Here is a 17835-nt window from a genome sequence, read left to right as displayed (position 1 = left end):
ACGCTTTCACGCTGTTTGGACCAGCCTTAGTCAGTCCTCAGACTGGCTTATTCAGCGTCTTCACGCTCCCAGTCACGGGTACGGCTGACGGCTTTTTTCCAGCCTTTATAGAGCTTCTCTTTGGCTGCTTCGTCCAGGCTCGGTTCGAACTCGCGCTCGATCACCGCTTTGCCGCGCAGTTCTTCCAGGCTGCCCCAGAAACCGCACGCCAGGCCGGCCAGATAAGCTGCGCCCAGCGCCGTGGTTTCGCGCATTTTCGGACGTTCGACCTGGGTGCCGAGGATGTCGGCCTGGAACTGCATGAGGAAGTTGTTCGCCACTGCACCGCCGTCCACGCGCAGGGCCTTGAGGCGTTCGCCGGAGTCCTGCTGCATGGCGTCGAGGACGTCGCGGGTCTGGTAGGCAATCGATTCCAGCGCAGCGCGGATGATGTGATCCACGCGCACGCCACGGGTCAGGCCGAACAGGGCGCCACGGGCATACGGGTCCCAGTAGGGCGCGCCGAGGCCGGTGAAGGCGGGCACCAGATACACGCCGTTGCTGTCCTTCACTTTATTGGCGAAGTATTCGGTGTCGTGGGCGTCGTTGACGATTTTCAGTTCATCGCGCAGCCACTGTACGGTCGAACCGCCGTTGAACACCGCGCCTTCCAGGGCGTAAGCCACTTCGCCGCGCGGGCCGCAAGCGATAGTGGTGAGCATGCCGTGTTGCGATTTCACCGCTTTGTCGCCGGTGTTCATCAGCAGGAAGCAACCGGTGCCGTAGGTGTTTTTCGCCTGGCCCGGCTCGACGCACATCTGGCCGAACAGCGCAGCCTGCTGGTCGCCGGCGATACCGCCGATGGCAATGCCGCTTTTGGTGCGGCCGTAGATTTCCGAAGAGGCTTTGACTTCCGGCAGCATCTCGCGCGGGATGTCGAGGATCTCCAGCATCTTCGCGTCCCACTCCAGCGTGTGGATGTTGAAGAGCATGGTGCGCGAGGCGTTGGTGTAGTCGGTGACGTGGACCTTGCCGCCGGTGAATTTCCAGATCAGCCAGCTGTCGACGGTGCCGAACAGCAGTTCGCCGTTGCGCGCGCGCTCACGGCTGCCTTCGACGTTGTCGAGGATCCACTTCAGCTTGGTGCCGGAGAAGTACGGGTCGGTGACCAGGCCGGTGGTGTCGCGGATGTAGTCTTCATGACCGTCGCGCTTGAGCTGTTGGCAGATCTCGGTGCTGCGGCGGCATTGCCAGACGATCGCGTTGTACACCGGGCGGCCGGTGGTCTTGTCCCAGACCACGGTGGTTTCACGCTGGTTGGTGATGCCGATGGCGGCGACCTGATCGTGATGCAGGCCGGCTTGGGCCAGGGCTTCGACCATCACTGCGCTCTGGGTGGCGAAGATTTCCATCGGATCGTGTTCGACCCAACCGGCTTGCGGGTAATGCTGAGCGAATTCGCGTTGTGCGGTGCAGACCACGTTCGCGTCGCGGTCGAAAATGATCGCGCGGGAGCTGGTCGTACCCTGATCGAGGGCAATGATGTAGTTCTTGTTCTGAATGTCGGTCATGTCGATTGCCTTGGACGAAATAAGGGAGAGTGGGCCGTGGCGCGGGCTCTATAAGGGCAGGAGCCCGCGCCGACTGTTTCAAGAAGTTCTTGGTTTGCCGTCAATGGCCGGTTCTGCATCCTTTGTAGCAGGTGTGGCGCCGGTCAGGTGACGGGCAATCAGCCCGCGATACCCGGCAGCGCCGAGGCAGGCACCGACAATCGGTGCAAAAATCGGAATCAGGAAGTACGGGATTTCACGTGCGCCAGTGAAGGAAATTTCACCCCAGCCGGCGAAGAAAGTCATCAGTTTCGGGCCGAAGTCCCGGGCCGGGTTCATCGCGAAACCGGTCAGCGGGCCCATCGAACTGCCGATCACGGCAATCAGCAGACCGATCAGCAGCGGCGCCAGCGGGCCTTTCGGCAGGCCGTTGTTGTCGTCGGTCAGGGACATGATCACGCCCATCAGGATCGCGGTGATGATCATCTCGACCAGAAATGCTTGTGCGGTCGACAGCGCAGGGTTCGGGAAGGTGGAGAACACCGACGCCAGTTCCAGGCTGGCTTCAGTGCCACGGACCATATGGTGAGTTTGTTCGAAATCGAAGAACAGGTTGCTGTACAGCGTGTAGACCAGCAGCGCGCCGCAGAAGGCACCGGCGATCTGGGCCAGAATGTAGAACGGCAGTTTGCGCTTTTCGAAGTCGGCGAAAATGCTCAGGGCAATACTGACGGCGGGGTTCAGGTGCGCACCGGAAACGCCGGCGGTGAGGTAGATCGCCATGCTGACGCCGACGCCCCAGATGATGCTGATTTCCCACAGGCCGAAGCTGGCGCCCGCGACCTTGAGCGCGGCGACACAACCCGTACCGAAAAAGATCAGGAGTGCAGTACCCAGAAACTCGGCCAGGCACTGGCTCGAGAGCGATGGTTGCTGTAACGCAGTTGTCATTGAAAACCTCGGTTTTTGTTGTTGTCTGGCGCGTTGCCGACAGGGCAATGCGCTATTTTCGCCGAGGCAGGATCCCCATCCTGTTCCCGGTTTACTGCTGGGTGCTGCGATGACGATAATTCTTACATTATTCAGATTCGAAAAAATATAGACAAGAAACAAACCTGTCAAAGGTCGAAAGTGAACCGTCAGTCACAAATAAACTATCAGTCATGTGAATGATCCTGCGGGTCACCCGGCCTGCGCGGTTGTTACTGGCCTGCAAACCCCGGGAAACGTGGCGCGTGGTAGAGCCTTTTGCCCAGCGATGGCCTAAAATCCGCCGCAGGATTTTTTGCCACTGCCGAGCCCGGAGCTGCCATGACCCCTGCGTTGGACTTGTTGAAAAAAGTTCGTGCCGAACATCGCGTGCACAGTTACGAACATGACCCGAAGGCCGCGTCGTATGGTCTGGAGGCCGCGGAGAAACTGGGGCTCGATCCGGCGCAGGTGTTCAAGACGCTGCTGGCGGCCAGTGAGAAGGGTGAGTTGCTGGTGGCGGTGGTGCCGGTCGTCGGAAGTCTCGACCTCAAGGGGCTTGCCCACGCCGCCGGCGTGAAAAAAGTCGAGATGGCCGACCCGGCCGCCGCGCAGCGCTCCACCGGTTATCTGTTGGGCGGCATCAGTCCGCTGGGGCAGAAAAAACGCCTGCGTACTTTCATCGATAATTCGGCCCAGCCTTTTGCGACCATATATGTCAGCGCCGGTCGGCGCGGGCTGGAAGTGGAACTGGCGCCGGCGGTATTGGCGGAACACACCCAGGCGAAATTTGCCGACATCGGTCGCCCTTGACGTCTGTATGAAGAAAATTGGCCGGCACTGTCACTGGCGCTGATCCGGCCGGCGCTGCATGCTCGTTCGACTGACACAGGGAGAAGGTTATGCAGCTCGAGTTTCATCAGGTCGACGCGTTCAGTGATCGGCCGTTCAGTGGCAATCCGGCAATGGTCTATCGGCTCGACGCGTGGCTTGCGGATGAGCTGATGCAAAAGATCGCCGCCGAGCACAATCTGGCGGAAACCGCGTTTCTGGTGCGCGAGGGGCAGGCGTGGCACATCCGCTGGTTCACGCCGACCACCGAGGTGCCGCTGTGCGGTCACGCGACTCTGGCCAGCGCCTATGTGCTGTTCGAGATCTATAAGGAAAGCGCCGAGCGTCTGGACTTCACCTGCAAGTCCGGGCCGTTGAGTGTCAGCCGCGAAGGTGGCCGGTTGTGGCTGGATTTTCCGGCCATCGAAGCGGTTGAGAAAGGCGTCACCCTGGAGATCGAGCGGGCGCTGAATGTCCAGGCAGTCGATGTTCTGAGTTCCAACGAGCTGTTTGTGGTGCTGGAGTCGGAGCAGGCGGTGCTCGATTGCCAGCCGGACATGGTCGCCCTCGCCAAGCTGCCGTGGTTGGGTGCGATCGTCACGGCCCGGGGCAATCAGCATGATTTTGTCTCGCGCTATTTCGCTCCGGCCATCGGCATCAATGAAGACCCGGTGACCGGTTCGACCCATTGCAGCCTGATTCCGTACTGGTCGAAACGTCTGGGCAAATCCAGTCTGACTGCATGCCAGCGTTCGGCGCGGGGCGGCGAGCTGTTTTGTCGGCTGGAAGGCGAGCGGGTGAAGATCGGCGGCAATGCGACGCTGGTGGCCAGCGGCACATTGATGCTGGGCTGAGAGCAAAAAATAAGGGAGCCATCAGGCTCCCTCGTTGTTTGTGTGCAGATCAGTGCGCGGTGCTGTAACGGCGAACGCCGTTTTCCACCGCCGGAATCTGCGCGGCGGTGCTGCCGGAGGCCTGGAACAGCACCAGATGTTCCGCCGCCACCCGAATCCCGACATCCGCACCCACCTGATGGTCGGCGTGGCTCGGGAAGATCGATTCCAGTTGTGCACCGGTCGGCAGTTGCAGGCGATACAGGGTCGAAGCGCCGAGGAAGGTCTTGCCGACGATTCGCGCTTTCAACCCGCTGTCCGGCGCGTAAACGATGTCGTCCGGACGCAGCAGTACATCCACCGCGCCACCGATCGGCCAGGTGTAGGCGCGATTGCCGCGCAGTTCGCCGAGTTCGGTCTGCACCGATTCCGGGGTGCCCAATTGGCCGCGAATGAAGTAACCCTGACCGATAAAACTGGCCACGTACGGTGTCGCCGGTTCGTGATAAAGGTTGTACGGCGTGTCCCACTGCTCCAGCCGGCCTTCCTTGAACACACCGACGTGATCGCTGACGGCGAAGGCTTCTTCCTGATCGTGAGTCACCAGAATCGCACTGGTGCCACGGGTCTTGAGGATGTCGCGCACTTCATGGCTGAGCTTGCGGCGCAATTCGCCATCGAGGTTGGAGAACGGCTCGTCGAGCAGCAACAACTGCGGCTCTGGCGCCAGGGCGCGGGCGAGGGCGACACGTTGTTGCTGGCCGCCGGACAGCTCATGGGGGAAGCGTTTGCCGAGGTTCTTCAGGTTGACCAGTTCCAGCAGCTCCTCGGTCACGCGCTCCTTGTTCGGGTGCTTGCGGATGCCGAAGGCGATGTTGTCCGCGACACTCAGGTGCGGGAACAGCGCGTAGTCCTGGAACACCATGCCGATCCGGCGTTTTTCCGGGGCGAGGGTGAAACCGGCGCTGGAGATCACTTCACCGCCGAGAGAGATTTCCCCTTCGTGCACCGGTTCGAAACCGGCAATCGCACGCAGGGTGGTGGTCTTGCCGCAGCCGGAGGAGCCAAGCAGGCAGCCGATGTCACCGGCGTTGAGGTGCAGATTGAGGTTCTGCACCACACGTTGATCTTGATAGCCGCAAGCGAGGTTGCGCAGGTTCAGCAGTAATTCATGACTCATGCGTGGTGATATGCCGGTTCGACAAGGAACTCGAGCAGGGCCTTTTGTGCGTGGAGACGGTTTTCTGCCTGATCCCAGGCGACGGAGCGCGGGTCATCGAGCAGGTCGAGGCTGATTTCCTCACCGCGGTGAGCGGGCAGGCAGTGCATGAATAGCACGTCATCGGCTGCCAGGTCGAGCAGGGCACGGTTGACCTGAAACGGCGCAAACAGCTTCAGGCGCTTGGCGGTCTCCTCTTCCTGGCCCATGGAGGTCCAGACATCGGTGCTGACCAGGTGCGCGCCACGCACGGCGTCTTGCGGGTCGCGGACGATGGTCACGCGGTCACCGGCCTTGGCCACGAAATGAGGGTTTGGTTCGTAGCCTTCGGGGCAGGCCACGCGCAACTGGAAGTCGAACTGGATCGCCGCTTCTATATAGCTGTTGCACATGTTGTTGCCGTCGCCGATCCAGGCCACGGTCTTGCCCTGGATCGAGCCGCGGTGTTCGAGGAAGGTCTGCATGTCGGCCAGCAACTGGCACGGGTGCAGGTCATCGGACAGGCCGTTGATCACCGGCACGCGTGAGTTGGCGGCGAATTCGGTCAGGGTGCTGTGGGCAAAGGTACGGATCATCACCGCATCGAGCATGCTCGACATGACGATGGCGCAGTCGCCGATCGGCTCGCCGCGGCCCAGCTGGGTGTCGCGCGGCGACAGGAAGATCGCCTGGCCGCCGAGCTGGATCATGCCGGCTTCGAAGGAGATGCGTGTGCGGGTCGAGGATTTCTCGAAGATCATCCCCAGGACGCGGTTTTTCAGAGGCTCGAACAGTACGCCGCGGTTACGCAGGTCCTTGAGCTCAACGCCTCGACGGATCACGCTGACCAGCTCTTCGGGCGTGCAATCCATCAGGGAGAGAAAGTGCCTTGCGCTCATCATTGACTACCTTTTTGCTACAAACCGCAGATGCTCAAAGCCTTGTTTATCGGAACAACGGGCGAGACCTGCGGCGTAAGCCGCACGGGGGCGACGAAATAGGGGAAGGCGCGATATTGACACTAAATGTCGCGTTTTTCCAATAGGCTACGGTTTTTGCAGAAATGCGCCGGGGTGTCAGCAGTGCGGACACTGTGATTTCCGGTCAGTTTTCGAGAGGGCAGCGAGGTCTTTGTACACTGGCCCCACCGGGCTTGGCAATCCGCCGCGGCGGGGATGGCACCGCTCTGGTCGGTTTGCGACCGGTGAGCCACCGGTTCGCTTGGTCGGATGCGCAGGTTGAAACATTTGCTAAAGCAAAGTGCTGGGTTATAAATAAATCACGAGCGACGCAGGAAGCCTCCGCATGGAATCGAAAGAAAAACTGTTAATGGAACTGCTGGGCCACACGGCACGCTCATTGACCCACCTCACCGCCTCGATGACCTCGATGTCCTTCGAACTGATGCGCAGCGAAGACGACGTTGTCAAGGCCGCCAGTCGACAGATGATCGACCGGATGGCGACCATCAGCGCCGGGCTCGACGAGCATTGGCGACTGATCGGCGAACTCACCGGCGTCCACGTCGCCCACGAGCAGATCGAGACCATCCAGGAAATCCAGCTGGCCGCGCCGCCACAGCTTCCGGCGAACTGACGCGAGTCTATCGGCCGGCCTGATGGCCGCCGATTCACAAGACGAACGTCGCTGGCGCTGCATCGGGCTGCGGGCCATAGTTTTGTTCCCGCAGGCGTGATTGCCTGCCCAGAACAAGACAGAGACTGGCCATGACCAAGACTCTCCATCACCGTGCCTGCCACCTGTGTGAAGCCATCTGCGGTTTGACCATCGAAACCACCGAAACCGACGGTCAGGTGCAAATCACCTCGATCAAGGGCGATGCTCAGGACACGTTCAGTCGTGGGCACATCTGCCCCAAGGCCGTGGCGCTGCAAGACATCCAGAACGATCCGGATCGCCTGCGCCAGCCCATGCGCCGGGTCGGCAACGAATGGCTACCCATCGAGTGGGACGAAGCGTTCGAACTGGTCGCCGAAAAACTCTCGGCGATTCAGGAGCGTCATGGGCAGAACGCGGTCGCCGTGTATCAGGGCAATCCCAGCGTGCATAACTATGGGCTGATGACCCACAGCAATTACTTCCTCGGCCTGTTGAAAACCCGCAACCGCTATTCGGCGACGTCGGTCGATCAACTGCCCCATCACCTGACCAGCTACTTGATGTACGGCCACGGCTTGCTGCTGCCGATCCCGGATATCGATCACACCGATTTCATGCTGATTCTGGGCGGCAATCCGCTGGCGTCCAATGGCAGCATCATGACCGTGCCGGATGTCGAGAAGCGTCTGAAGGCGATTCAGGCCCGGGGCGGCAAAGTGGTGGTGGTCGATCCTCGGCGCAGCGAGACGGCGGCGATGGCCGATCAGCATCTGTTCGTGCGCCCCGGCGGCGATGCGGCGTTGCTGTTTGGTGTGCTCAATACTCTTTTCGCCGAGGGCCTGACTTCGGACAGTCATCTGCCGGTGGACGGTCTGGACGAAGTGCGCGCGGCGGTAGCGGGTTTCACCGCCGAAGCCATGAGCCCGTTGTGCGCCGTTCCCGCCGAGCAGATCCGCCAGCTGGCCCGGGACTTCGCCGCTGCACCAAGTGCCGTTTGCTACGGCCGAATGGGTGTTTCCACTCAGGCCTTCGGCACGCTGTGCCATTGGGTCGTGCAGTTGATCAATCTGGTGACCGGCAACCTGGACCGCGTCGGCGGTGCCTTGTGCACCGAGCCTGCGGTGGATCTGGTGGCGTCGACTTCGGGCGGGCATTTCAACAAATGGCAGAGCCGCGTATCCGGGCGTCCTGAATACGGCGGCGAGTTGCCGGTCTCGGCGCTGGCCGAAGAAATGCTCACCGAAGGCGAGGGCCAGATTCGCGCGCTGATTACCGTCGCTGGCAATCCGGTGTTGTCCACGCCCAACGGCCGGCAACTGGAGCAGGCGCTGGACGGGCTGGAGTTTATGGTCAGCGTCGACCTGTACATCAACGAAACCACGCGCTATGCCGACCTGATCCTGCCGTCGACCTCGGCGCTGGAGAACGATCACTACGACACCACCTTCAACCTGTTCGCGGTGCGCAACGTCAGCCGTTTCAATCGGGCGATCCTCGCCAAACCGGAGGGGGCACTGCACGACTGGGAGATCTTCGTCGGCCTGGCCAAGGCCTTTGCCGCGAAGACCGGCAAGGAGCTGAAACCGACGATGCCGCCGGCGAAGATGATCGATATGGGGTTGCGCATGGGCGCCTATGGCGATGCGTCCGAACACAAATTGTCGCTGGCAACACTGTTCGATCATCCGCACGGGGTCGATCTTGGGGCGCTCAAACCTAACCTGACATCGCGATTGAAGAGCGCCAATCAACGAGTTCAGGCAGCGCCGCCGGAAATCCTCGCTGACTTGGCGCGTTTCGCCGCTTTGCAGGCGCCGGCCGCCGATGAGCTGTTGATGATCGGCCGCCGTCATGTGCGCAGCAACAATTCGTGGATGCACAATTACCATCGACTGGTGAAGGGCAAACCGCGTCATCAGCTGCTGATGAACCCGGACGATCTCGCCAGTCGCGGGCTCAGTGATGGTCAGCTTGTGCGGGTCAGTTCGCGGGTCGGGCAGATCGAGGTCGAGGTGCTGGGCAGCGCGGACATGATGAAAGGCGTGGTCAGCCTGCCGCACGGATGGGGCCACGCCCGTCCGGGTGTGCAGTTGGCGATTGCCAGCGGCCAACCCGGCTCCAGCGCCAATGACCTGACCGATGAATGCCAGCTCGACGAGCTGTCAGGCAATGCGGCGCTCAATGGCGTGCCGGTGACGGTGGCGGCGGCTTGAGCAAGTCTGTCGGGGAGACCGAGCAGCGCGCTCGGGATTCCGTTACAATGCGCCACCGTGCCGACCCATGAGTCGGAAAGTTCAGCCGAGGTGCTCCATGGATATCATCGAAACGATTAAAGAGCAGATTGCCAACAACACCATTCTGCTTTACATGAAAGGCTCGCCGAATGCCCCGCAGTGTGGCTTCTCCGCGAAAGCTGCGCAGGCTGTGATGGGCTGTGGCGAGAAGTTCGCCTACGTCGACATCCTGCAGAACCCGGAAATCCGTGCCAACCTGCCGAAGTACGCCAACTGGCCGACTTTCCCGCAGCTGTGGGTAGCCGGTGAACTGGTCGGCGGCAGCGACATCATGGCTGAAATGTTCGCCAACGGTGAGCTGCAGACCCTGGTCAAGGAAGCATCCGCCAAGGCTGCTGCGGCCAAGTCCGAAGCCTGATTGGCTTCTGCCCGGATTTCGGCGAGCTGAAGTCCGGGCAATAAAAAGCCCCGCCTCTCGAAAGAGGGCGGGGCTTTTTAATGTCTCGAGTTTAGCGCTGGCTGATTACTCGTCTTCGCCCATCTGCGATTGCAGATAGTTCTCAAGACCGACTTTATCGATCAGGCCCAGTTGGGTTTCCAGCCAGTCGATATGTTCTTCCTCGGATTCAAGAATGTCTTCGAGCAGTTCGCGGCTGCCAAAGTCACCGACGGACTCGCAGTGGGCGATGGCGGCCTTCAGGTCAGCATGGCCGGTCTTCTCGATGCGCAGGTCGCATTCCAGCATTTCCTGGGTGTGCTCGCCGATGTGCAGCTTGCCCAGGTCCTGCACGTTCGGCAGGCCTTCGAGGAACAGGATGCGCTTGATCAGCTTGTCCGCGTGCTTCATCTCGTCGATGGATTCGTGGTACTCGTGCTTGCCGAGCTTGTTCAGGCCCCAATCTTCATACATGCGCGCATGCAGGAAGTACTGATTGATCGCGACCAGCTCATTGGCAAGGATCTTGTTGAGATGCTGGATGACTGTTACGTCGCCTTTCATGATGGGAGTCCTGCCCTAAGTAGCGGTATATAAGGCAGAGTTTGAGCTTGGTATTTATAAGTGTCAAACCTAAGTTATTGAATAATAAATGAAAATTAATCGGAATAAGAATGTTTGTGTTCCGCGTCTAGACGCTAAGCAGTTGATTTTCAGGCATAAAAAAACCGGACTTAAGTCCGGTTCTTCGAAATCGGGATAATTACGCGGCTGTAAATTCTGCCGGGTAGGGGATCGCGGCCTGGGCGGTTTGCAGCGTGGTCAGGGTTTCGCGAACCACTTCCTTCGCCAGGCACGCGCATTTGCCGCATTGGCTGGCGACGCCGGTGGCCTGACGGACTTCTTTATAGCTGCAGCAACCTTCATAGATCGCTTCGCGGATTTGTCCGTCGGTGACGCCAGTGCAGAGGCAAACATACATAAGTGAGAACCGTCGCTGGTTGTGACTCAATTGCGATGGATCTTAATGTTAACGAGAATGATTGTCAAAGTGCTTTCCGAAGGGTTTTCATCGCCAACGGCTGTGACTGACGAACGGTGGTGCATGGCTGAATGCCAGCCGGGATTTCGCGAAAAACCGTTAAGGCCAGTCGAAAAACGCAGTGTATGATGGTCGGCCCTTGCGAAGGGGGTTCGTGTCACAGGGCTGTCGCCTGAGGGTGGCAGGCTGGCCCGGACCCTGAACTTCAAGTTTCTACACCAGGAGATATCAATGAGCGTACTCGTAGGCAAACAAGCCCCTGACTTCACCGTCCCGGCCGTACTCGGCAATGGCGAGATCGTTGACAGCTTCACTCTGTCCTCGGCCATCAAAGGCAAATACGGCCTGGTGTTCTTCTACCCGCTGGACTTCACCTTCGTCTGCCCGTCCGAGCTGATCGCCCTGGACAACCGCATGGCCGACTTCAAGGCACGCAACGTAGAAGTGATCGCCGTATCGATCGACTCGCACTTCACCCACAATGCCTGGCGCAACACCCCGGTCAACAATGGCGGCATCGGCCAGGTGAAATACACCATGGCTGCCGACATGAAGCACGACATCGCCAAGGCCTACGACGTTGAGTCCGAAGGCGGCGTGGCTTTCCGTGGCGCGTTCCTGATCGACGACAAAGGCGTTGTCCGCTCGCAGATCGTCAACGACCTGCCGCTGGGCCGTAACATGGAAGAGCTGATCCGTCTGGTCGACGCTCTGCAATTCCACGAAGAGCACGGCGAAGTCTGCCCTGCCAACTGGAAAAAAGGCGACAAAGGCATGAACGCTTCGCCAGAAGGCGTTGCGGCTTACCTGACCGAGAACGCGGCTGCCCTGTAAGGCGCATCGTCGAGGTACAAAAAAACCGGCTCTTGAGCCGGTTTTTTCATGCGCGGGATTTAACCCGGCGACCCTCAGTCGTCGAAATCTTCCCAGCCGCCCATCTGTTTCCAGCGGTTGACGATGCCGCAGAACAGCTCGGCCGTCTTCTCGGTATCGTAACGCGCCGAATGCGCTTCACGACCATCGAAGTCGATGTCGGCTGCCTGACAGGCCTTGGCCAACACGGTTTGACCGTAAGCCAGACCGGCGAGGGTCGCGGTGTCGAAGCTGGAGAACGGGTGGAACGGATTGCGCTTCATGTCCAGCCGCGCGACGGCCGCGTTGAGGAAGCCCAGATCGAAGCTGCTGTTGTGGCCGACCAGAATCGCCCGCTTGCAGCCGTTGGCCTTCAAGGCCTTGCGCACGCCACGGAAGATGTCGGTCAGCGCCGTCTCTTCGCTGACGGCCATGCGCAACGGGTGATCGAGCTTGATCCCGGTGAACTCCAGTGCCGCCGCTTCAACGTTGGCGCCTTCGAACGGCTCGACGCGGAAGAAGTAGGTGTGATCCGGATAGACAAAACCCTTTTCATCCATGGCGATGGTGGTCGCGGCAATCTCCAGCAGAGCGTCGGTGGCCGAGTTGAAGCCACCGGTTTCTACGTCGACGACAACCGGCAGGTAGCCGCGAAAGCGTGCTGCCATTGGATGGCGCGAACCGCCGCCACTTTGACCGTCCAGTTCGTCGTCGAAATGGTCTTCACTCACGCGTGTTCCTCCAGCAGGCGCCAGCGCAGTTTTTCACCGGCGCGCAGCGGGATAACGGTCAGCTCGCCGAAAGGCAGGCTGGTTGGGGCGGTCCATTCGTCACGAACCAGGGTGATGCGATCGGTGTTTGCCGGCAGGCCGTAAAAACGTGGGCCGTTGAGACTGGCGAACGCTTCGAGCTTGTCCAGGGCATTGCGCTGTTCGAAGGCTTCGGCGTACAGCTCGATGGCGGCGTACGCGGTGTAGCAGCCGGCGCAGCCGCAGGCGGCTTCCTTGGCGTGCTGGGCGTGCGGCGCCGAGTCGGTGCCGAGGAAGAACTTCGCGCTGCCGCTGGTGGCGGCGTCGAGCAGGGCTTCCTGGTGTGTGTTGCGCTTGAGGATCGGCAGGCAATAGAAGTGCGGCCGGATCCCGCCCACCAGCATGTGGTTGCGGTTGTAGAGCAGGTGATGCGCGGTGATCGTTGCGCCGACGTTTGCGGACGCCTCGTTGACGAACTGCACGGCATCGCCGGTGGTGATGTGTTCGAACACCACTTTCAGCGTCGGGAAACGCTCGACCACGCGGCGCATGTGCTCGTCGATGAAGATTTTTTCGCGGTCGAACACGTCGACGTCGCCACGGGTGACTTCACCGTGGATCAACAGCGGCATGCCGACTTCGGCCATGGCTTCCAGCGCCGGGAAAATCTTGTCGATGCTGGTGACCCCGGAATCGGAGTTGGTGGTGGCGCCGGCCGGGTACAGCTTGGCGGCGTGCACGAAACCGCTGGCCTTGGCCTCACGGATTTCTTCGGGCTGGGTGCGGTCGGTGAGGTACAGCACCATCAGCGGCTCGAAACGACTGCCGGCCGGGCGGGCAGCGAGAATCCGCTGGCGATAGCCGCCGGCTTCAGCGGCGTTGCGCACCGGAGGTACCAGGTTGGGCATGATGATCGCGCGACCAAAGGTGCGCGCGACATCCGCAACGGTGTTGGTCAACACGGCACCATCGCGAAGATGAATGTGCCAGTCGTCGGGACGCAGCAGGGTCAGGCGGTCGGACATGAGGGGATTCCAGGCGGGTCAAACTGAGGCGAATGCTACCGGAAAAGACTCTTGCAGGCACTCGCTATCAAGTTTTGCGACGAGCGTCCGATATCCCATAGGTATGCCGTAAAGATGTATGTCTCGGTCTTTTTTGTTGTAGAAGCCAATGGAGCCTCCCGTGCGCCAGCGATATTTAGCCTTGCTCAGTGTGTTTGCCAGCCTTCCCGCGATGGCACTGACCTACCAGACCCGTCTGGAGAACATTGAGTGGACGGTCGAGGGCGACAAGTTCGAGTGCCGTCTGACGCAGCCGATCACCGACTTCGGCTCGGGGCAGTTCGTGCGCAAGGCCGGTGAGCAGGCGACCTTTCGCCTGAACGCCTACAACGCCATGCTGGGCGGCGGTTCGGCAACCTTGCTGGCCGCGGCAGCGCCGTGGCAGCCGGGGCGTGGCGACATCAATCTGGGCACGGTTCGACTGGGCAGCGGCAACGTGCTGTTCAACAGTTCTCAATCCCAGGCCGGGCAACTGATCAGCGGTTTGATGGATGGTCGCAGCCCCGTGGTGCGCCGGGCCTCGGGCGATGGTCGGGTGTCTGAAGTGCGCCTGTTGCCGGTCAAGTTCAGCAAGGCGTTCAATGACTATCAGACCTGCGTGGCGAAACTGCTCCCGCAGAATTTCGATCAGGTCAAACAATCGCAGATCGGCTTCCCCGGCGAAGGCATCGAACTGGACGCCGCCGCCAAGGCCAAGCTGCAAGTGATGCTCGAGTACATGAAGGCCGATCCGACGGTCAATCACATTGAGCTCGACGGCCACTCCGACAACAGCGGCAATCGCCTGACCAATCGCGAGCTGTCGCGCCGCCGCGCGCTGGCCGTGGTCGACTTCTTCAAGGCCAACGGCATCCAGGAATCGCAGATCACCGTGCGTTTCCATGGCGAACGCTACCCGTTGGTCCCGAACACCAATGCCGCCAACCGGGCCAAGAACCGCCGGGTCAACGTGCACCTGGCGCGGGTGGCACCGACTACCGCACCGGCGCCTCAGGCCAGCACTCCGGCCAACACGGCGGCGACTTCCTGACCTGCCGGTCATCGTCGCCCTCTCGACAGATTCTGTCGCTTTGTCGTCTTAAGCTGTCGCGCCTCTGTAAATTATCGCGTTTGGGCGGTAGACTCCTCGGCTTTCCGTAGAACCCCGTGGAGTGATGGCATGGCGGACGTAAACAAGGTCGTTCTGGCGTATTCCGGCGGCCTGGACACTTCGGTGATCCTCAAGTGGCTGCAGGATACTTATAACTGTGAAGTCGTGACCTTCACCGCTGACCTGGGTCAGGGCGAAGAGGTCGAGCCGGCTCGCGCCAAGGCGCAGGCCATGGGCGTCAAAGAAATCTACATCGACGACCTGCGCGAAGAATTCGTGCGTGACTTCGTGTTCCCGATGTTCCGCGCCAACACCGTTTACGAAGGCGAGTACCTGCTGGGTACTTCCATCGCGCGTCCGCTGATCGCCAAGCGTCTGATCGAAATCGCCAACGAAACCGGCGCCGACGCCATTTCCCACGGCGCCACCGGCAAAGGCAACGACCAGGTGCGTTTCGAACTGGGTGCCTACGCACTCAAGCCAGGCGTGAAAGTAATTGCTCCATGGCGCGAGTGGGACCTGCTGTCCCGCGAGAAGCTGATGGACTACGCCGAGAAGCACGCGATCCCGATCGAGCGTCACGGCAAGAAGAAATCTCCGTACTCGATGGACGCCAACCTGCTGCACATCTCCTATGAAGGCGGCGTGCTGGAAGACACCTGGACCGAGCACGAAGAAGACATGTGGCGCTGGACCGTCTCCCCGGAGAAGGCTCCCGACACCCCGCAATACCTGGAACTGACCTACCGCAACGGCGACATCGTTGCGCTGGACGGCGTCGAAATGACCCCGGCCACCGTACTGGCGACCCTGAACAAGATCGGTGGCGAGCACGGCATCGGCCGTCTCGACATCGTCGAGAACCGTTACGTCGGCATGAAGTCCCGTGGCTGCTACGAAACCCCGGGCGGCACCATCATGCTGCGCGCTCACCGCGCGATCGAATCGATCACCCTGGACCGCGAAGTCGCTCACCTCAAAGACGAGCTGATGCCGAAATACGCCAGCCTGATCTACACCGGCTACTGGTGGAGCCCTGAGCGTCTGATGCTGCAACAGATGATCGACGCTTCCCAGGTCAACGTGAATGGCGTCGTGCGCCTGAAACTGTACAAGGGCAACGTGATCGTGACCGGCCGCAAGTCCGACGATTCGCTGTTCGACGCCAACATCGCGACCTTCGAAGAAGACGGCGGCGCCTACAACCAGGCCGATGCGGCGGGCTTCATCAAGCTCAACGCACTGCGCATGCGCATCGCTGCCAACAAGGGCCGCAAGTTGTTCTGAATCGTTTGGTTCGGATGTGAAACAAAGGCCTTGTCGTAAGACAAGGCCTTTGTGTTTCTGGGCGCTCCGTTCTTCAAACTGATCCGGATCTGTATTTTCGTTGCGGTTGCTGTGCCCGTCTTCTGCAGCGCGTTCAAACCTTTTCCACCTGGATCATACTCATTGAATCCACGTCGTAAGCAATGCAGTAGGTAGTTCCGGCAGCCTTCTTTGCTTGTTTAAACGATTTTAAGACGTTTTCTGTTAATGAAACGTCCGATATCGAGCGGGTCAGGAACAGGAATATTCTGAGCGAGTGCTTGGAAGAGGGTGGGATTTTTTTCAATAGCGCGTCTGTGTCAAATTCGACACTTCGTCCCCTGATATCAACGATATATAGCGTAGTGAAAGATTTTTGCAGTTTTACTGTGTGCAATTCTATATCGGGCTGAGTCGCTGTTTCATGCAAGTGGGATGCAGTTTCCTCAAAAGCCTTTAAAAAGCTGTCGTCGTTTTCAAAATCCGAAGGTGCATAAAGGGACCGATAGTTGAAATTAAGGGTTATGAAGAAAAGGAACGACAGGAAAAAAGGAAAACTGATTAGAAGCCAGATGTAGATCTTCCGGTCTTCGTTATCCAGAAAGGGCAAGGAAACCGCTGCGGAAGTCTCGGTTATCAATGCAAATACGGCGATAATGTTTATGGGGTTGTTGATCTTTCTGTCGGTTTTTAACATGTGCTCTGCTCATGAAGTTGTTGGTCTCGTTATGGGGTTTCTAATGATTTGTATAGCGGGCTGTCAGATTGATGGTCTGACGCTGGTTAGTTGGTGTTTATCGGAAATGTCGTTGAATTAATATAGGTATGTTGTTTCTGGTTTTTATTTCTTTTGGTTGGTTTTTTTGTTGGGGGGGGGCTTTGTCAAAATATTGTCGAGTTTCGAACGGTTGGGTGGCGGGTTTTATGTTCTTCAAGACTGTCATTTTTCTCGTGGTCCTTTTCTGTAGGAAAAATCTTTATTGGCTGTAGGAGTTGTCTCTTGATGCCGGTATGAATGAACTTCTCCATGCCATGAGTGAAATGACTGCGTTATTGTGCCGGTTCTAAAAATTCGAACAGCGAAACTGGACTTGCCCATGAATAAAGTGCTGATCGTGGATGATCACCCCGTCATTCGTCTTGCGGTGCGTATGCTGATGGAACGTCATGGCTACGAAGTCATTGCAGAAACCGACAATGGAGTGGATGCATTACAACTTGCCCGTGATCAGATGCCGGATATCGTAATACTGGATATCGGCATACCGAAACTGGATGGACTGGAAGTCATTGCGCGTCTTACGACAAGTGCGATGCCGTTGAAGGTGCTCGTGCTGACATCCCAGTCGCCTGGGCACTTTTCCATGCGCTGCATGCAATCGGGGGCGGCGGGTTATGTTTGCAAGCAACAGGATCTGACGGAGTTGCTGAGTGCAATCAAGGCGGTACTGTCCGGATACAGCTATTTTCCGAATCAGGCGTTGCATACGGTGAGGACCAGCCTGGGAAACGCCAGCGAGGCCGATATGGTGGATCGCCTGTCCGGGCGTGAAATGATGGTGTTGCAGCAACTGGCGCGCGGCAAGACCAACAAGGAAATCGCCGACGGGATGTTCCTCAGTAACAAGACCGTGAGTACCTACAAGACCCGATTGCTTTTAAAGCTCAATGCGCGGTCGCTGGTGGATCTGATTGAGTTGGCGCAGCGGAACGGCCTGGTCTGAGAGTTTCTGTGGCTGACGGATCATGGGCGGATCGGAATCAGCGTATGCCAGAAAGAGAAAAGCCTCCGTTTCGGGAGGCTTTCAAATATCAGAGATCAAAGTTGTAATCGGCCAATTGCTTCTGCAGTCGGCGCTCCTCAAGCAGGTTGTCGATGGTTCGGCGCTTGCTGAGATTGGTCTTGGCAACTTCAACCACCGGTTCGGCGTCTTCGGCTTCGGCAGCGATGAAATCGTCGTCTACATCCAGTTGTTCTTTGCTGTCAGTCATAAGGTCAACTCCAGGCTAAGACTGCCTTTGGCGCCCCTTATATCGATATTCCGGCAGATGGTAAAAAAGATTTTTTCAATCGATAAATCAA

General features: G+C 59.0%; 19 protein-coding genes. 9 read left to right on the top strand and 10 right to left on the bottom strand.

All coding sequences use genetic code 11. The features are described 5' to 3' along the window. Positions 1-47: 47 nt before the first annotated feature. On the bottom strand, positions 48-1550 hold the full coding sequence (gene glpK / locus CAG25_RS06955; protein WP_039765827.1) for a glycerol kinase GlpK: 1503 nt from the start codon (positions 1548-1550) through the stop codon (positions 48-50). Positions 1551-1628: 78 nt separating this feature from the next. Then, a complete protein-coding gene (locus CAG25_RS06950; protein ID WP_085610878.1) occupies positions 1629-2480 on the bottom strand; it encodes an MIP/aquaporin family protein in 852 nt (283 codons plus the stop codon). A 360-nt stretch (positions 2481-2840) separates the two neighbouring features. Here CAG25_RS06950 and ybaK point away from each other — a divergent pair, with 360 nt between their 5' ends. Then, the gene (ybaK, locus tag CAG25_RS06945; RefSeq protein ID WP_007953184.1) at positions 2841-3311 is read left to right on the top strand and encodes a Cys-tRNA(Pro) deacylase; all 471 of its coding nucleotides are present in this window, start codon (positions 2841-2843) and stop codon (positions 3309-3311) included. An 89-nt stretch (positions 3312-3400) separates the two neighbouring features. Beyond that, positions 3401-4183 (top strand): PhzF family phenazine biosynthesis protein, encoded by a 783-nt coding sequence (locus tag CAG25_RS06940; protein WP_085610877.1) that lies wholly within the window; start codon positions 3401-3403, stop codon positions 4181-4183. A 49-nt stretch (positions 4184-4232) separates the two neighbouring features. Here the strand turns inward: CAG25_RS06940 and CAG25_RS06935 are convergent, their stop codons facing one another. After that, positions 4233-5342, bottom strand: a complete 1110-nt coding sequence (locus CAG25_RS06935; RefSeq protein ID WP_085610876.1) for an ABC transporter ATP-binding protein — start codon at positions 5340-5342, stop codon at positions 4233-4235. Next, on the bottom strand, positions 5339-6259 hold the full coding sequence (gene argF / locus CAG25_RS06930) for an ornithine carbamoyltransferase (protein WP_085610875.1): 921 nt from the start codon (positions 6257-6259) through the stop codon (positions 5339-5341). The genes CAG25_RS06935 and argF overlap by 4 nt, the downstream gene beginning before the upstream one ends. Before the next feature lie 406 nt (positions 6260-6665). On the opposite strand from argF, the gene CAG25_RS06925 reads away from it, so the two are divergent. From CAG25_RS06925 to grxD, 3 genes are all read left to right on the top strand, one after another. After that, the gene (locus CAG25_RS06925) at positions 6666-6956 is read left to right on the top strand and encodes a hypothetical protein (RefSeq protein WP_085610874.1); all 291 of its coding nucleotides are present in this window, start codon (positions 6666-6668) and stop codon (positions 6954-6956) included. Positions 6957-7087: 131 nt separating this feature from the next. Beyond that, positions 7088-9193, top strand: coding sequence for a molybdopterin oxidoreductase family protein (locus tag CAG25_RS06920; RefSeq protein WP_085610873.1), 2106 nt, complete (start codon positions 7088-7090; stop codon positions 9191-9193). A 97-nt stretch (positions 9194-9290) separates the two neighbouring features. Continuing rightward, a complete protein-coding gene (gene grxD / locus CAG25_RS06915) occupies positions 9291-9632 on the top strand; it encodes a Grx4 family monothiol glutaredoxin (protein WP_039765841.1) in 342 nt (113 codons plus the stop codon). A gap of 105 nt (positions 9633-9737) precedes the next feature. Here the strand turns inward: grxD and bfr are convergent, their stop codons facing one another. Then, a complete protein-coding gene (gene bfr / locus CAG25_RS06910) occupies positions 9738-10214 on the bottom strand; it encodes a bacterioferritin (protein ID WP_064599145.1) in 477 nt (158 codons plus the stop codon). A gap of 199 nt (positions 10215-10413) precedes the next feature. Continuing rightward, entirely contained in the window at positions 10414-10632 is a 219-nt protein-coding gene (locus CAG25_RS06905; protein WP_085610872.1) for a bacterioferritin-associated ferredoxin, read from the bottom strand. Positions 10633-10923: 291 nt separating this feature from the next. Between CAG25_RS06905 and CAG25_RS06900 the strand changes: the two genes are divergently transcribed. Further along, the gene (locus CAG25_RS06900; protein ID WP_007953195.1) at positions 10924-11526 is read left to right on the top strand and encodes a peroxiredoxin; all 603 of its coding nucleotides are present in this window, start codon (positions 10924-10926) and stop codon (positions 11524-11526) included. Between the two features lie 74 nt (positions 11527-11600). Here CAG25_RS06900 and rnt read toward each other — a convergent pair whose 3' ends face one another. Continuing rightward, positions 11601-12275 carry a ribonuclease T gene (rnt, locus tag CAG25_RS06895; RefSeq protein WP_085610871.1) on the bottom strand — a complete coding sequence of 225 codons (675 nt, stop codon included), beginning with the start codon at positions 12273-12275 and terminating at the stop codon, positions 11601-11603. Then, positions 12272-13318, bottom strand: a complete 1047-nt coding sequence (pyrC, locus tag CAG25_RS06890) for a dihydroorotase (protein ID WP_085610870.1) — start codon at positions 13316-13318, stop codon at positions 12272-12274. The genes rnt and pyrC overlap by 4 nt, the downstream gene beginning before the upstream one ends. A gap of 160 nt (positions 13319-13478) precedes the next feature. On the opposite strand from pyrC, the gene CAG25_RS06885 reads away from it, so the two are divergent. Together CAG25_RS06885 and CAG25_RS06880 are read left to right on the top strand one after the other, a co-directional pair. Beyond that, the gene (locus CAG25_RS06885; RefSeq protein WP_007953200.1) at positions 13479-14387 is read left to right on the top strand and encodes an OmpA family protein; all 909 of its coding nucleotides are present in this window, start codon (positions 13479-13481) and stop codon (positions 14385-14387) included. A gap of 129 nt (positions 14388-14516) precedes the next feature. Next, entirely contained in the window at positions 14517-15734 is a 1218-nt protein-coding gene (locus CAG25_RS06880) for an argininosuccinate synthase (protein WP_007953201.1), read from the top strand. A 133-nt stretch (positions 15735-15867) separates the two neighbouring features. On the opposite strand, the gene CAG25_RS06875 is transcribed toward CAG25_RS06880, so the two are convergent. After that, entirely contained in the window at positions 15868-16449 is a 582-nt protein-coding gene (locus CAG25_RS06875; RefSeq protein ID WP_085610869.1) for a hypothetical protein, read from the bottom strand. Positions 16450-16849: 400 nt separating this feature from the next. Between CAG25_RS06875 and CAG25_RS06870 the strand changes: the two genes are divergently transcribed. After that, complete coding sequence (locus CAG25_RS06870) at positions 16850-17476, top strand: response regulator transcription factor (RefSeq protein ID WP_007953203.1); 627 nt, start codon at positions 16850-16852, stop codon at positions 17474-17476. Positions 17477-17564: 88 nt separating this feature from the next. Here the strand turns inward: CAG25_RS06870 and CAG25_RS06865 are convergent, their stop codons facing one another. Further along, positions 17565-17744, bottom strand: coding sequence for a PA3496 family putative envelope integrity protein (locus CAG25_RS06865; RefSeq protein WP_085610868.1), 180 nt, complete (start codon positions 17742-17744; stop codon positions 17565-17567). Positions 17745-17835: the final 91 nt, after the last annotated feature.

Source organism: Pseudomonas sp. B16(2017) (genome assembly GCF_002113205.1).
Lineage (GTDB): Bacteria > Pseudomonadota > Gammaproteobacteria > Pseudomonadales > Pseudomonadaceae > Aquipseudomonas > Aquipseudomonas pharyngis.
The sequence above is the reverse complement of the archived record's forward strand: the minus strand, read 5'-3'. Positions and strand labels throughout refer to the sequence as shown.

Bases quoted from the DNA above. Each gene is read 5' to 3' on its own strand.
- CAG25_RS06870 (WP_007953203.1), top strand. From the start codon at position 16,850: ATGAATAAAGTGCTGATCGTGGATGATCACCCCGTCATTCGTCTTGCG.
- bfr (WP_064599145.1), bottom strand. From the start codon at position 10,214: ATGAAAGGCGACGTAACAGTCATCCAGCATCTCAACAAGATCCTTGCC.
- CAG25_RS06865 (WP_085610868.1), bottom strand. From the start codon at position 17,744: ATGACTGACAGCAAAGAACAACTGGATGTAGACGACGATTTCATCGCT.
- ybaK (WP_007953184.1), top strand. From the start codon at position 2,841: ATGACCCCTGCGTTGGACTTGTTGAAAAAAGTTCGTGCCGAACATCGC.
- CAG25_RS06880 (WP_007953201.1), top strand. From the start codon at position 14,517: ATGGCGGACGTAAACAAGGTCGTTCTGGCGTATTCCGGCGGCCTGGAC.
- glpK (WP_039765827.1), bottom strand. From the start codon at position 1,550: ATGACCGACATTCAGAACAAGAACTACATCATTGCCCTCGATCAGGGT.
- CAG25_RS06875 (WP_085610869.1), bottom strand. From the start codon at position 16,449: ATGTTAAAAACCGACAGAAAGATCAACAACCCCATAAACATTATCGCC.
- CAG25_RS06900 (WP_007953195.1), top strand. From the start codon at position 10,924: ATGAGCGTACTCGTAGGCAAACAAGCCCCTGACTTCACCGTCCCGGCC.
- argF (WP_085610875.1), bottom strand. From the start codon at position 6,259: ATGAGCGCAAGGCACTTTCTCTCCCTGATGGATTGCACGCCCGAAGAG.
- CAG25_RS06905 (WP_085610872.1), bottom strand. From the start codon at position 10,632: ATGTATGTTTGCCTCTGCACTGGCGTCACCGACGGACAAATCCGCGAA.
- CAG25_RS06925 (WP_085610874.1), top strand. From the start codon at position 6,666: ATGGAATCGAAAGAAAAACTGTTAATGGAACTGCTGGGCCACACGGCA.
- CAG25_RS06950 (WP_085610878.1), bottom strand. From the start codon at position 2,480: ATGACAACTGCGTTACAGCAACCATCGCTCTCGAGCCAGTGCCTGGCC.
- CAG25_RS06920 (WP_085610873.1), top strand. From the start codon at position 7,088: ATGACCAAGACTCTCCATCACCGTGCCTGCCACCTGTGTGAAGCCATC.
- pyrC (WP_085610870.1), bottom strand. From the start codon at position 13,318: ATGTCCGACCGCCTGACCCTGCTGCGTCCCGACGACTGGCACATTCAT.
- grxD (WP_039765841.1), top strand. From the start codon at position 9,291: ATGGATATCATCGAAACGATTAAAGAGCAGATTGCCAACAACACCATT.
- CAG25_RS06940 (WP_085610877.1), top strand. From the start codon at position 3,401: ATGCAGCTCGAGTTTCATCAGGTCGACGCGTTCAGTGATCGGCCGTTC.
- CAG25_RS06935 (WP_085610876.1), bottom strand. From the start codon at position 5,342: ATGAGTCATGAATTACTGCTGAACCTGCGCAACCTCGCTTGCGGCTAT.